We start from the raw sequence: 12,853 nt of genomic DNA, 5'->3' as shown, positions 1-12,853 counted from the left end.
CTTCATCGCATGCCCGCCGCAGTGCTGCCGGGATGATTCACATGTCCGCCTTCGGTTTCGGCCAGGACGGGGCGGTTGCCGCCGAACCCTGGGATGAGCGATGCGCCGTTGTAGCTGACCAGCGTCTGGGCCAGCCCGAGAATCAGGATCGCGGTGATGGTGGTGAATCCGGCCCACAGTTCGGTGTAGATCAGTACGCCGGTGGCGCCACCGATCACCCAGGCCAGCTGCAGCACCGACTCCGACCGCCCGAACGCCGACGCCCGGGATTCCTCCGGCAGGTCGTCTTGCAGTGACGCGTCCAGGGAGGCCTTGGCGATGGCGCTGGCGCCGGAGGTGACCAGGGTGGCAGCGGCGGCCACCAGCAGGTTGCCGCTGAGCGCGGTGGCCAGCGCCACCAGCGTCACCGCGATGGCGGCGCGCACCACCAGCAGCGCCGGGCGGCCCAGCTTGAGCCGGGCCGCGGTGAAGTTGCCGGCGAAGTTGCCGACCGCGGCGGCGGCGCCGATCAGGCCGAGGATGCGCAACTGCTCCCAGCCGCCGTCCCCGTGTGACTTGGCCACGAAGGCCGGATAGAGGAACAGGAATCCCACCATCACCTTGATGGTGCAGTTGCCCCACAGGGCGGTGATGATGTTGCGGCCCAGCGGCTGTCGGGCCGCCTCGCGTTGCGGGTGGCGGCGCAGCTGATCGGTGCCGCCGTGATAGCTCAGGGTGGTGGGCACCTCACCGGCGGTGACCTCCACCCACTTCGGGATACGCATCGACAGCACGGCGCCACCGATGGTCGCGGCCACCAGCACATACAGCGCACCGGGCAGCTCGGCGAGCTTGAACAGATACTGTGCGCCGGCCGCGATGCCGCCGCCGATCACCGTGCCGCCGAGCAGACCGAACGTCGTCAGCCGCGAATTCACCCGGACCAGGTCGATGCTCGGTGGCAGCACCCGCGGTGTCACGGCGCTGCGTAACACGCTGAATGATTTGGACAACACCATCATTCCCAGCGCACAGGGATAGAGCACCCAGGACGGGAAGCTCCCATCTGCGCCGTTGAAGTTGGCGATCAGCACCACCACCAGCACCGTGCGCAGTGCGAACGACGCCGCCAGCGCGACCCGCCGGCCATGCTGCAGACGGTCCAGCGCCGGCCCGATCAACGGGGCGATCACCGCGAACGGTGCGATGGTGATGAGCAGATACAACGCGACCTTGCTCTTGCTCTCGCCCGAGGCCGCCGCGAAGAACAACGTGTCGGCCAGGGCGACCGCCATCGCGGCGTCCACGGCGAAGTTGGCGACCACCGGCCACGTCAGCGCCGTCAGCCCGGATTTGTCCGCACCGTCCGCGGTCGCCGCCCGGTGCACCAGGCCGTACATCTTCGAGCCCATCTCCCGGCTGCGCGCCGCGGCCGCGCGGGTCACGGTGATGCGCTCACCCGCGGCCGTGCCGACGCGGGGCGGGGGTTCGGTCCGGCGCTGGCCGGCCTCGTCATCCAGCGGCGGCAGCCAGCGGTTCGCGCTCGGTGTCTGCTGCCTGCGCGCTCCGTGCCGGGGCATCTCCCCGTCGCTCGGATAGTTGGCCATACCGGGATGCTCATCGCCGGACGGCGGCCGCGGCGGGTAGTAGCGGGGATCCCGGGAAGACACGCCACCGATTGTTCCCTAAACCCGAGGCCGCCGCGTGCAGGCCACCGGTGTGGCTCTGCCGCGCATGGTCAGGCAATATGGACACCGATGGACAGCATGACCGAAGCGACCGAACAGGCCCCGGGCACCGAGCACTCGCAAGAGCGGCCACCGGCGCTGGAGGCACTGTTGATGGGCGCCGTCGACCCCGCCCGCACCGCGATCGAGGAGTTCAGCGGCGACGACACCGTCGGCGAGTACCTCGGTGCGGTCTTCGAGGACCCCACCGCGGCAACGCACCGCTTCCTGGCTGTGCTGCCCGGCTATCAGGGTTGGCAGTGGGCCGTGGTGGTGGCCGGCTATCCCGGCACCGACCACGTCACCATCAGCGAAGTGGTGCTGGTGCCCGGTCCGACGGCGCTGCTCGCGCCCGAGTGGGTGCCCTGGGACCAGCGCGTTCAGCCCGGTGACCTCGGCCCCGGCGACCTGCTGGCCACCGCGCCGGATGACCCGCGGCTGGTCCCCGGCTACATGTCCAGCGGGGATCCCGAACTCGACGAGGTCGCCGGTGAGGTCGGGCTGGGACGCCGCCGGGTGCTCAGCCTGGAAGGCCGACTGGAGGCCGCCCAACGTTGGCACGAGGGCGAGTTCGGCCCGTCGTCGGCGATGGCCCGCGCGACCCGCCGGGTGTGCCGCGACTGCGGCTTCTACGTGCCGCTGACCGGATCGCTGGGCACACTGTTCGGGGTCTGCTGCAACGAGTTGTCCGCCGACGGCCGCGTGGTCGACTGTGAGTACGGCTGCGGTGCCCATTCGGACACCCCGGTGCCGGCGGGCGGCGGTTCGCCGCTGTACGTGCCCTACGACGACGGCGTCATCGACCCGACCTAGCCGCGTTCGGCGGTCTCTTTGATCCGCGACAGCGACTCGTTCATCCCGTCGACGAGTTCCACCTCGAAGCTGGGCACCCCGCCCATCGCGGCGTTCACCAGCACCGTCGAGACCTTCTTGATCCCGTTCGGGGCGCGCCGGCTCTCCACGACCCGGGTCCCGCCGTCGACCGGCTCGAGTTCGTAGCTCCATTCGGTGCCGTTGGCGTCCACCCGGAAGGTCAGCCTGCGCTCCGGATCGACCTCGACGATGGTGCACGTCGTCGGCCAGAACAGCAGGCCGCGCCGGTTGAAGTTGATGGTCCGGGCGCCTGCCCGCAGCGGGCCGAACACCTTCATGGCCCGGCACTGCGGGCTCCACTCCGGCATCCGGCGCAGGTCGGAAACCAGTTCCCAGACCTTGGCCACCGGCGCATCGATCTGGATCTCCGCTTGCAGCAGGGGGGCTCCCATAGGTGTGCTCCTCGAATCTCAGGTCAGTCCCTGCTGCGCACCCCGATCGCCGCGGCGCGCGGCGCGTCGTTGCAGCAGGAAAATGGAGGTGCCGAGCAGACCGACACCGAGGCCGGCCACCGTGGTCGGTCGCCAGTCGTGCAGGCAGGGAACGGTGAATGCGAGCAGCACCGCGATCAGCCAGCCCACCGCGATCACGCCGATCACCGGCACCGGCTCGAGCAGCCGCGGGGGCAGCGCAGGCGGCTCCGGCGACGTGTTCGCAGACATCAGGATTCAACCTAGCCGATGCCCGCTGGGTATTGTTCGGACCTGTGGCAGACGATGGCGACCCCCGGCTGGCGAGTGATCTCTCGCTGGCTGTGGTCCGCCTGGCCCGTCAGCTCCGCTTCCGGCGGCCCGATTCGCCGGTGTCGCTGACCCAGTTGTCGGCGCTGGCCACGGTGGCCAAGGAGGGGCCGATGACCCCCGGCGCGCTGGCCGCTCGTGAGCGGGTCCGCCCGCCGTCGATGACCAGGGTGATCGCCTCGCTGGTGGACGTGGGGTTCATCGACCGCACCGCCCACCCCGACGACGGCCGGCAGGTGCTGATCACGGTGTCGGCCAGCGGCACCGAGCTGATCGAGGCCGAGCGCCGGGCCAGCCGGGAATGGCTGGCTCAACGCCTTGCCGAGCTCACCGCCGATGAGCGGGCCACGTTGCTGGCGGCCGCCGATCTGATGCTCGCCATCGTGGACGAAGGCGCCTGAACTGGCCGACGTATTCGATATCGAGGATCCCGCCGATCCGCGCCTCGATGATTTCCGTGACCTCAACAGCGTCGACCGTCGCCCCGACCTGCCCAGCGGCAAGGGACTGGTGATCGCCGAGGGTGTGCTGGTGGTGCAGCGCATGCTGGCCTCCCGGTTCCGTCCCCGCGCCCTGCTGGGCACCGACCGTCGACTGGGCGAACTGGCCGCCGACCTGGAGGGCGTCGAGGTCCCGTACTACCGGGCGTCGGCCGAGGTGATGGCGGCCGCGGTGGGCTTCCACCTCAACCGCGGCGTGCTGGCCGCCGCGCCCCGGCCCGGGGAACTCTCGGTCGACGAGATCATCGCCGGCTCGCGCACCGTCGCGGTGCTGGAGGGCGTCAACGACCACGAGAACCTGGGATCGATCTTCCGCAACGCCGCCGGGCTGGGGGTCGACGGTGTGCTGTTCGGCACCGGCTGCGCCGACCCGCTGTACCGGCGCGCGGTCCGGGTCTCGATGGGGCACGCGCTGCTGGTGCCCTACGCGTGGGCGCAGTCCTGGCCCGACGATCTGCAGGTGTTGCGTGACAAGGGTTTCCGGGTCCTGGCGATGACGCCGAACCCGTCCGCCCCGACGCTGGCATCCGCGATGGCCGAGCTGGCCGGGGAGAAGGTGGCGATGATGGTCGGCGCCGAGGGCCCCGGACTCAAGGAACACACGATGCGTTCCGCCGATGTGCGGGTGCGGATTCCGATGTCCCGAGGCACCGACTCGCTCAATGTGGCGACCGCCGCCGCGCTGGCCTTCTATGAGCGCGCTAGGTTGGATCCGTGACCAGAGCCGAGACGCCATGGGGGACCGGCCTTACGGTCGCGGGTTTCGTCGCGGCCGTGGTCGGGGTGGCGATCGTGGTGCTCAGCCTCGGCCTGATCCGGATCCACCCCCTGCTTGCGGTGGGTCTGAATCTGGTCGCCGTCGGCGGACTGGCCCCCACGGTGTGGGGCTGGCGCCGGTTGCCGGTCTGGCGGTGGTTCGTCCTCGGTTCGGGCGTCGGTGTGGCGGTCGGCTGGGTGACAGTGCTGGCGCTCGCCTTGTCCTGATGCGCCGCCGTGCGTTCGGGCCGGCCGTGCACGGATTCCTGGATACCATCCGCGACGGGCACCCGAGGACGCCGCTGGTCGTCATCGGTCCGCTGTACTGCCCCATCCACGAGTCCACCCCGGTCCCGGGAAGCTTTGGCGTCGAAGCGCTTTCGTCGGGCGCGGTGCGCTTCATCGCGCTGGGAGACCCCGCCGATGCGCTGGTGCAGAACCGCGCAGCGATTCGCAGGTGTCTCAAGCCTCTTTCAGGTCGAGACCCGACAGTGACGGCGGCAGGTCTCGGTGATGCAGCACGCCGAGGCGCTGGGTGGCGCGGGTGAGGGCGACGTAGAGTTCGGCCGCCCCACGCGGTCCGTCGGCGAGGATCCGGTCCGGCTCGACCACCAGCACCGCGTCGAATTCCAGGCCCTTGGTCAACGCGGCCGACACCGCTCCGGGCACCCCGGGCGGTCCGATGACCACGCTGGTGCCGTCGCGGGCCGCTTCTTCGGCCGCGAATTCCGCTATGGCAGCTGGTAGTTCGTCCTCGGTGACCTTCTTCGACCATGGTTGGACGCCGCACGAACGCACCGACACCGGTGGCTGGATGCCGGGGGCGAACTCGGCGAGCACCGCGGCCGCGACGGTCATGATCTCGGCCGGGGTGCGGTAGTTCACGGTCAGCGGCCGGTAGACCCAGCGGTCGGCCACGTAGGGGGCCATCATGGCCTCCCAGCTGCGCGCCCCGGCCTCGGAGCGGCGTTGCGCCAGATCGCCGACGATGGTGAACGAGCGGGCCGGGCAGCGTCGCATCAACACCCGCCAGTCCATCTCGGAGAGCTCCTGGGCCTCGTCGACCACCACGTGACGGTAGGTCCAATCCCGGTCCGCGGCAGCACGTTCGGCCAGTTCACGATTGTCCTGTTCGATGAACCGGTCGGCCAGTTCCTCGGCGCCGATGAGGTCGGCGGCGATCAGGTGGTCCTCATCGTCCATCAGGTCCTCGCGGGCCACCATCAGGTCCAGCACGCCGGCCGCGTACGCGGCCTCCTCCTGACGGTCCTTCTCCGCCGCGGCATCGGGTTTGATGCCGCCCAGCAGGTCCACCAGCTCGTCGAGCAACGGGACATCCGAGACCGTCCAGGCCCGGCCGTCGGCACGCAGCAGCGACTCGTCGGCGCCCGCGGCCTTGAGCCGTTGCGGGGATTCGTAGAGGTCGGCCAGCAGGGCTTCCGGGGTGAGCTCGGGCCACAGCTCGTTCAACGCGGCCTTGAACCCGTCGTGGTCTTCGAGCTCGTCGATCAGCTCGGCGCGCAGATGCTCCCAGGCCTGCTTGTCGTCACGGGTCAACCAGCCCTTGCCGATCCGGGCGATCGCCCGCTCGGTCAGTGCCCAGGTCACCACATCGACGAACACCGCGCGGGCGTCGTTGTGCGGCATCCCGGCGTCGCGCGCCTCCTGGATCGCCCACCCGGCGATCCCGGCGTCGATCTGCACCGTGACGTCGGCCAGTCTGATCGGCAGCGGCTCCGCGGGGGTGCGCTGCCGGTCGGCGACCGCGGCGGCCAGCACCTCCAGCATCCGCAGCGAGCCCTTGGCCCGGGCGGCCTCGGGCGTGTCCTCGGCGGTGGTGTGCAGACCGGGGACGAGGTCGCCGGTGGTCATGAACACCACGTTGGTCTCGCCGAGGGAGGGCAGCACCCGGCCGACGTGGTTGAGGAAGGCCGGGCTGGGCCCGATCACCAGCACACCGTGGCGTTCCATCCGCTCCCGCTGGGTGTACAGCAGGTAGGCCACCCGGTGCAGCGCCACGACGGTCTTACCGGTGCCCGGGCCGCCCTCGATGATCAACACACCCGGATGCTCGAGCCGGATGATCTCGTCCTGCTCGGCCTGGATGGTGGCGACGATGTCGTTCATGCCCTCGGTGCGCGGGGCATTGACCGCCGCGAGCAGTGCCGCATCGCCGCGCTCACCGGTGTCCGGCCGACCCAGGACCTCGTCGGTGAAATCCAGCACCTGACGTCCGCGGGTGTGGAACTGGCGGCGCCGCTTCATGCCTTCCGGACTGGCGGCGGTGGCCACGTAGAACGGCCGGGCGGCGGGGGCACGCCAATCCAGCAGCAGCGGCTCGTAATCGTTCTCGTTGTCGAACAGTCCGAGCCGCCCGATGTAGGACCGCTCACCATCGACGCTCTCCAGTTGCCCGAAGCACAATCCGCTGTCGGCCACGTCGAGCCTGCTGACCTCTTTGCCCAGCGCGCGAACGTGGGCGTCCCGGTTCACCAGGGTCGAGCCGTCCTGCTTGTCGATGTCCCCGCGCAGCGCCTCGGCGTAGCGGTCCTTGGCGCGCGCCCGGTCCTCGTCGAGGCGGGCGTACAGCGCGTCGACATACTGGCGCTCGGCCTGCAGTTCGGCTTCATAATCGTGGGTTGTCATGTGCCCCTTGTTATTTCGTATGTTCTTGGCAGGCGCTCAGTAGCATCGCCGCGGCCGTCTCTGCCCCGTCGGTGCATATGGTGTCGGCCGCGGCGATCGCTCGGTTTCGGGTCGCGGGAGTGAGTACCAGCCTAAGCGCCCGCGCGAGTGAGGTCACCTTCGGCGTCGGGTCCGGGTGCGCGACGACGATGCAATCCGGCGACCCGGTCGTCGATCCCGCCCAGTAAGAGGCGTTCGCTTTCTTGTGTCAGTCGTGGGCGAGCGCGCGGTCTGCCAGCGCGCCCATCGCCGGTGTCAGCAGTTCGGCGTACTGACGGGTCAGATGGCCGGCGTCGAAGTACACCATGGTGTTGCCGATGATGGACGGGCAGCGGTCCGCGCTGCAGAACAGGTCCGTCACGTCGGCGTACTGACCGCCGGCCGCCTCGGTGGCGGCTCGCTCCGCCTCAAGCCCGGGTCCGTGGGCCGGGTTGCGCCGCGCGGTGCACGCCGTGGCGTCGTCGAGGTGCCCGGACAGGCACAGTGGCACCGGGCCCGGCGGATCCGGGGTCGTACCGAGCACGAGCGCCTTGGCGCCGGTGCCGCGGAGTTCCCGCACCAGACCGTTGAGGCTGTCCAGCCAGGCCTGGTCGTAGCGCTTGAGGCCCGGGATCAGCACGTGGGCGCCGTCGGCGTCGTAGGCCCGGGATGTGCTGACGACGATGAGCTGGGGTTTCTCCACGGCCAACCGGGCCAGGATGCCCTCGCGCCAGGCCGCGCACCGCTGCATCTGTTCGGCGAGCCGGTTGAAGTGCGCGTTGATGCGCAGATCGGTGATCGGGCAACCCGCCTTGGCCATCATGATCAGACGCCAGTGTCGCTGGTCGGCGAGTTGCAGGAACGCCGGGTTGAACATGGCTGCGCGGGAGTCGCCGATCAGCGCCACCGTGGTGTCGGAGGAGGTATCGCCGGCGACGCACTCCGGGTGACTGGAATCGAAAGGCAGCACGCGCAGGCAGCCCTTGGTCAAGATGCCCATCTGCTGGGCCCCCTGGTCGGTCAGCGGCGGATCGAGATTCGATGGGACCTGTTCCACATCAAGAGAATTCGCAACCGCCGCCTGCACCTGGTCGAATACGTCCGCGACCTCGGCGTCGTACGCGGCCAGGCTGGAGCCCGGCGGGACGGGTGTCGAGGTGATCGTGACCGGTTTGATCGCCGGGCCGTGGCCGACCGGGTGCGGCGTCCACGTCATCAGTACCGCGCCGACGGCCACCGCGATCGCAGTGGAGACGGCACCGAGGGACAACCCGGCCCGAGGGGAGTTGCGGATGCGATCGGCGAACCGAAGCGGGTTCTCGACGTATCGCAAGGTGAGCAGCGCCAGGCCCAGTGAGACCAGGACCGCGGCCAGCTTGGTGCTCAGTCCCACCTGATGGCCCAGCAGCGGAGGCGTGAGCACCAACACCGGCCAGTGCCACAGGTACCAGGAGTACGACACTCTGCCGATCCATCCCATGGTCGCCAGACCGAGCAGGCGGCCGCAGCCCTGTGTCGGCGCGGCGCAGCCGGCGCCGATCACCAGTACTGCACCCAGGGTGGGCACCATCGCGGCGAACCCCGGGTAGCGGGTCTCGCCGGTCAATTGGGTGCAGGCCACCAGGATCAGCACCAGTCCGGTCCAGCCGAGGAACGCCGCGGCCGGCGCCGGTAGCCGGCGCCAATAGATGACGGTGAGCGCGATCAACCCTCCGGCGGCCAACTGCCAGGCCCGGGTGGGCAGCGAGAAGAACGCCAGGGGAGGGATCAGGTAGGTGAAGAACACCGACAGCGCCCACGACCCGATCGCGACCAGCGCAAGCACCACCAGATATGGCCGCACGGAGGCCGTGGCCCCGGTCTTGTCGGTGTGCTTGCGTCGACGCCGGATGATCCACGCGGTGCCGATGATGAGCAGCGGCCACACCAGGTAGAACTGCTCCTCGACGCCCAGCGACCAGTAGTGCTGGAACGGCGAGGGGGACAGCACACTCTGATGGCCGAAGTACTTCACGCCCGAGCCGATGAACCAGTAATTGCTGATGTAGAGCGCACTGGTGATGCCGTCGATGGTGACCGAGCGGACCTGCAGCGGAGGCAGCAGCAGCGCCGCGGCGATCATGGTGACGACGCCCACCAACGCTGATGCCGGCAGCAGCCGGCGGGCCCGCGCCGCGAAGAAGTTGCGCAGCCGGACGGACCCGGACGTGCTGGCCTCCCGCCAGAGCAATCCGGTGATCAGGAATCCGGAGATGACGAAGAAGACGTCGACACCGACGAACCCGCCGCCCAGGCCGGGCAGGTCGGCGTGGAACAGCACGACGGCCAGCACGGCGACGGCGCGAAGGCCCTCGATGTCGGGACGGAACGACTTGGCTGCCGAGGCCTGAGGGTTCAGTTCCGGTGGCCGGGTGGGTTCCCGCTGGTCGGTGGTGCTCACCGCCACGCTCGCCACTGTCGAACCACGTACCCCCGCTTGACCATCTTTCCCCCACTGATTGCTGGAAAGAAGATAGCCGTCCCGGCGCGACCCCGCACCACTTTGATCTTGATGTTCACTGAAGTGTGTGCATCGAGCACATGGTCAGCAAAATTCTAGAGCTGACCAGCAAATAGGCGGCCATCGGAAAAATGGCAGAATGACGCATTTGTTGTCCAACTGGCGCGTCCGTGTGGCCGGTATCGAAATTTACGTGTGCGTGAAAACTTTGCTACGGCAAGTAGTGGTTCGCTGAGCATGGCGCGACCGTGTCGTATCTCGGGGCGCGCATGCGGTGATCGGCGGGTGGGACTCGCGAAGGCTCAGGTGAGTGCGGCATCGAAGCAGATGCGCATCATTTGTTGAAAACGGCCCGAACCGGCCCAGGCGGCTGGACCGTGACGGCACGGCCCGACGGCGCCACCGAATGGATCTCGCCGACCGGGCACACCTATGTCGCCACCCCGGGGGTGGCAATTCTCTTCCCGCACTGGAACATCACACGGCTGTTCCGCCACCGCGACCCATCGGCCTCGTCGAGCGCGGCATTCGAGATTTCAAGATGCCCACCCGCCAGCGCACCCGCGCTCAAGAACGCGAGCAATGCATCGATGCCGAACGCGAATACCGAACGCGTCCGCAACGCCACCGGGATCGCGCTGGACGGGGACCCGCCGTACTAGGGGATCAGCGCTGGGTGCCGGACCGCACGCCCAGCAGAACGTCTTCCCAGCCCGGGATGGTGGGCTTGGCCTTGCGGGCGCGGCGCGGCTTCGGGGCCGGTGCCTCGGCCACTTCGGCTTCAGCCTCGGCCTCTGCGCTGGGCGCCACCGGAGCCTGTGCGACGGGAGCCTGCGGGGCAGGCGCCGGGGGAGCGGGCGGGGCGGGAACCTGGGCTACCACCGGCGCTGCAGCTGGGGCGGGGGCCTGCGGGGGAATCTGTACCTGGGACGGATGCACCGGCGCCTGGGCCGGGGGCTGCGCGACCGGCGCGACGTCGAAGTCGAGCTGGGCAACGGCGGCCACCGGACGCAGCGGGCGCGCGAAGCTGGGGTCGATCAGTTCCGAGGCACTGTCGTCGAACGCGGTGACGGTGCCGCCGTGCGCACCGGGCGTGAAGCGGAAATGTGCGTGCAGATCCGACTTACCGGCCTTCCAGGCCAGCTGCACGGTCCAGCGCCCGTCCTCATTGCGCCACGCATCCCAGTTGGTCGCGTTGGGATCCAGCCCCCGCGAGATCAGCGCAGTGGTCACGGTCTCCAGCAGCGTCAACACCGACGGCCCGTCGGCGAGCACCGGGTGCGCCGCGGTCGCCAGCTCGGCCGCGCGGGAACGCTCCAGCAGCACGGGGTTGGCGAACCGCTGGATCCGTTCGATGTCCTCGCCGGCCAGCGCCGCCACCTGCTCCACGGATGCGCCCGCGCGAATGCGCGACTGGATCTCCTTGGGGCGCAAGCCTGGGCTCACCTCGACCTCGATCTCGGTTTGATTTGAGGTGGCCTTGTCGCCGCGTACCGCGGCGCGCAGACGATTGTCGACACGGATGGCGAAGTTGTCGCCGGAGTCGGAGGCCTCGCAGATGATGCGCTTGCCGTCCACGTCGAGCCCGACGACTTTGAGTTCTCGCATAGTGACCTCCTCTGCGCACCCTACTTTGTTATCGGCCCGTTACCGCGTAGACACGCAGGGACCCGGAGGAAGCCGCGCTCAGATTCTTTCCACGACCCAGTCGACACACTGGGTCAGGGCGCTGACGTCCTCGGGATCGACCGCCGGGAACATGGCCACTCGCAGCTGGTTGCGGCCCAGCTTGCGGTAGGGCTCGGTGTCCACGATGCCGTTGGCCCGCAGTACCTTGGCCACCGCCGCCGCGTCGACCGCGTCGTCGAAGTCGATGGTGCCCACAACCTGCGAGCGCAGCTTCGGGTCGGCGACGAACGGGGTGGCGAACGACGCCGCCTCGGCCCACGTGTACAGCCGCGACGAGGAGTCGGCGGTGCGGCTGACCGCCCAGTCCAGGCCGCCGTTGCCGTTCAGCCAGTCCAGCTGCTCGGCCAGCAGGATCAGCGTGCCGATGGCCGGGGTGTTGTAGGTCTGGTTCTTGAGGCTGTTCTCCACCGCGATGGGCAGCGACAGGAAGTCGGGCACCCACCGGCCGGTCCCGGCGATCGCCTCGATGCGGGCCAGTGCGGCCGGGGACAGCACCGCGATCCACAGGCCGCCGTCGCCGGCGAAGTTCTTCTGCGGCGCGAAGTAGTAGGCGTCGGTGTCGGTGATGTCGACCGGCAGGCCGCCGGCCGCCGAGGTCGCGTCGATGACCACCAGCGCATCACCGGCGGGCCGCTGCACCGGCAGCGCCACACCCGTGGAGGTCTCGTTGTGTGCCCAGGCCACCACGTCGACCGACGGGTCCGAGGTCGGCTCCGGTGCGCTGCCGGCGTCGGCCTTGACGATGATCGGATCACCGACGAACGGGTTCTTGGCCACGCACGACGCGAACTTCGAGCTGAACTCGCCGTAGGTCAGGTGCAGCGAACGCTTGTCGACCAGGCCGAACGCGGCGGCATCCCAGAACGCGGTCGAGCCGCCGTTGCCCAGGATGACCTCGTAGCCGTCGGGCAGCGAGAACAGCTGCCGCAGACCGTCGCGCACCCGGCCCACCAGGTTCTTCACCGGGGCCTGGCGGTGTGAGGTGCCGAACAGGTCCCCGGCGGCAGCCAGCGCGGCGAGCTGTTCGGGCCGAACCTTCGAGGGGCCGCAACCAAAGCGTCCGTCTTTGGGCTTGAGTTCGGCGGGGATCGTCAGTTCGGCCATGTCGTCAGATTATCGGCCGAGGGCAGCCAGCCGAAATTAGCCGGCCTGGGGCGCCACGTAGGTCGGTTGGTACGGATTCTGTCCGCTCTCGATGGCCTTGGCCTTCAGGTAGGCGTCGACATCCGGGTAGCCGGGGATCTCGGCCTGCTTCTGCAGGGCGACCTGACGGGCCCGCGCCGCGTTGGCGTCCTTGAGCCCCTCGTCCACGACCGGCAAACCCTCGCAACGGCTCGGGAAAACCGACCTGATCACGGCTTCCGTTTGGGGTCTCGGCGCCGTGGGCATCCCCGGGCAAAGGTGCGGATCGAGGTGTGGACATTT

13 protein-coding genes are annotated in these 12,853 nt (G+C 69.3%); 5 read left to right on the top strand and 8 right to left on the bottom strand.

What is annotated here, in order from left to right; genetic code table 11:
• Window positions 1–2: 2 nt before the first annotated feature.
• Window positions 3–1,586, bottom strand: coding sequence for an MFS transporter (locus tag K0O62_RS24345; RefSeq protein ID WP_083603730.1), 1,584 nt, complete (start codon window positions 1,584–1,586; stop codon window positions 3–5).
• A 150-nt stretch (window positions 1,587–1,736) separates the two neighbouring features.
• Here K0O62_RS24345 and K0O62_RS24340 point away from each other — a divergent pair, with 150 nt between their 5' ends.
• On the top strand, window positions 1,737–2,519 hold the full coding sequence (locus tag K0O62_RS24340; RefSeq protein WP_073858997.1) for a DUF3027 domain-containing protein: 783 nt from the start codon (window positions 1,737–1,739) through the stop codon (window positions 2,517–2,519).
• Here K0O62_RS24340 and K0O62_RS24335 read toward each other — a convergent pair.
• Both K0O62_RS24335 and K0O62_RS24330 read right to left on the bottom strand, forming a co-directional pair.
• Window positions 2,516–2,971, bottom strand: a complete 456-nt coding sequence (locus K0O62_RS24335; RefSeq protein WP_073858996.1) for an SRPBCC family protein — start codon at window positions 2,969–2,971, stop codon at window positions 2,516–2,518. The genes K0O62_RS24340 and K0O62_RS24335 overlap by 4 nt on opposite strands.
• 18 nt (window positions 2,972–2,989) lie before the next feature.
• Window positions 2,990–3,241, bottom strand: coding sequence for a DUF2530 domain-containing protein (locus K0O62_RS24330; protein WP_073858995.1), 252 nt, complete (start codon window positions 3,239–3,241; stop codon window positions 2,990–2,992).
• A 44-nt stretch (window positions 3,242–3,285) separates the two neighbouring features.
• Between K0O62_RS24330 and K0O62_RS24325 the strand changes: the two genes are divergently transcribed.
• The 3 genes from K0O62_RS24325 (at window position 3,286) to K0O62_RS24315 (ending at window position 4,803) form a co-directional block, all read left to right on the top strand.
• Entirely contained in the window at window positions 3,286–3,720 is a 435-nt protein-coding gene (locus K0O62_RS24325; protein WP_073858994.1) for an Rv0880 family HTH-type transcriptional regulator, read from the top strand.
• 109 nt (window positions 3,721–3,829) lie between these two features.
• Entirely contained in the window at window positions 3,830–4,537 is a 708-nt protein-coding gene (locus K0O62_RS24320) for a TrmH family RNA methyltransferase (protein WP_308214452.1), read from the top strand.
• On the top strand, window positions 4,534–4,803 hold the full coding sequence (locus K0O62_RS24315; protein ID WP_073858992.1) for a DUF2537 domain-containing protein: 270 nt from the start codon (window positions 4,534–4,536) through the stop codon (window positions 4,801–4,803). Before K0O62_RS24320 ends, K0O62_RS24315 begins: the two co-directional genes overlap by 4 nt.
• 234 nt (window positions 4,804–5,037) lie before the next feature.
• Here the strand turns inward: K0O62_RS24315 and helR are convergent, their stop codons facing one another.
• Together helR and K0O62_RS24305 are read right to left on the bottom strand one after the other, a co-directional pair.
• Entirely contained in the window at window positions 5,038–7,221 is a 2,184-nt protein-coding gene (gene helR / locus K0O62_RS24310) for an RNA polymerase recycling motor ATPase HelR (RefSeq protein ID WP_073858991.1), read from the bottom strand.
• Between the two features lie 247 nt (window positions 7,222–7,468).
• A complete protein-coding gene (locus K0O62_RS24305; protein ID WP_073858990.1) occupies window positions 7,469–9,694 on the bottom strand; it encodes an acyltransferase family protein in 2,226 nt (741 codons plus the stop codon).
• A 422-nt stretch (window positions 9,695–10,116) separates the two neighbouring features.
• On the opposite strand from K0O62_RS24305, the gene K0O62_RS24300 reads away from it, so the two are divergent.
• Window positions 10,117–10,401, top strand: a complete 285-nt coding sequence (locus tag K0O62_RS24300) for a hypothetical protein (RefSeq protein WP_073858989.1) — start codon at window positions 10,117–10,119, stop codon at window positions 10,399–10,401.
• Window positions 10,402–10,405: 4 nt separating this feature from the next.
• Here the strand turns inward: K0O62_RS24300 and sepH are convergent, their stop codons facing one another.
• The 3 genes from sepH to K0O62_RS24285 form a co-directional block, all read right to left on the bottom strand.
• Window positions 10,406–11,347 (bottom strand): septation protein SepH, encoded by a 942-nt coding sequence (sepH, locus tag K0O62_RS24295; RefSeq protein WP_073858988.1) that lies wholly within the window; start codon window positions 11,345–11,347, stop codon window positions 10,406–10,408.
• 78 nt (window positions 11,348–11,425) lie between these two features.
• Window positions 11,426–12,532 (bottom strand): phosphoserine transaminase, encoded by a 1,107-nt coding sequence (serC, locus tag K0O62_RS24290; RefSeq protein ID WP_073858987.1) that lies wholly within the window; start codon window positions 12,530–12,532, stop codon window positions 11,426–11,428.
• A 36-nt stretch (window positions 12,533–12,568) separates the two neighbouring features.
• On the bottom strand, window positions 12,569–12,739 hold the full coding sequence (locus tag K0O62_RS24285; RefSeq protein ID WP_234800270.1) for a hypothetical protein: 171 nt from the start codon (window positions 12,737–12,739) through the stop codon (window positions 12,569–12,571).
• Window positions 12,740–12,853: the final 114 nt, after the last annotated feature.

Source organism: Mycolicibacterium diernhoferi (genome assembly GCF_019456655.1).
Classification (GTDB): Bacteria; Actinomycetota; Actinomycetes; order Mycobacteriales; family Mycobacteriaceae; genus Mycobacterium; species Mycobacterium diernhoferi.
Note: the sequence above shows the minus strand (reverse complement) of the source record. Positions and strands in the feature narration are given on the sequence as shown.

Bases quoted from the DNA above. Each gene is read 5' to 3' on its own strand.
- K0O62_RS24345 (WP_083603730.1), bottom strand. From the start codon at position 1,586: ATGGCCAACTATCCGAGCGACGGGGAGATGCCCCGGCACGGAGCGCGC.
- K0O62_RS24340 (WP_073858997.1), top strand. From the start codon at position 1,737: ATGGACAGCATGACCGAAGCGACCGAACAGGCCCCGGGCACCGAGCAC.
- K0O62_RS24335 (WP_073858996.1), bottom strand. From the start codon at position 2,971: ATGGGAGCCCCCCTGCTGCAAGCGGAGATCCAGATCGATGCGCCGGTG.
- K0O62_RS24330 (WP_073858995.1), bottom strand. From the start codon at position 3,241: ATGTCTGCGAACACGTCGCCGGAGCCGCCTGCGCTGCCCCCGCGGCTG.
- helR (WP_073858991.1), bottom strand. From the start codon at position 7,221: ATGACAACCCACGATTATGAAGCCGAACTGCAGGCCGAGCGCCAGTAT.
- sepH (WP_073858988.1), bottom strand. From the start codon at position 11,347: ATGCGAGAACTCAAAGTCGTCGGGCTCGACGTGGACGGCAAGCGCATC.
- serC (WP_073858987.1), bottom strand. From the start codon at position 12,532: ATGGCCGAACTGACGATCCCCGCCGAACTCAAGCCCAAAGACGGACGC.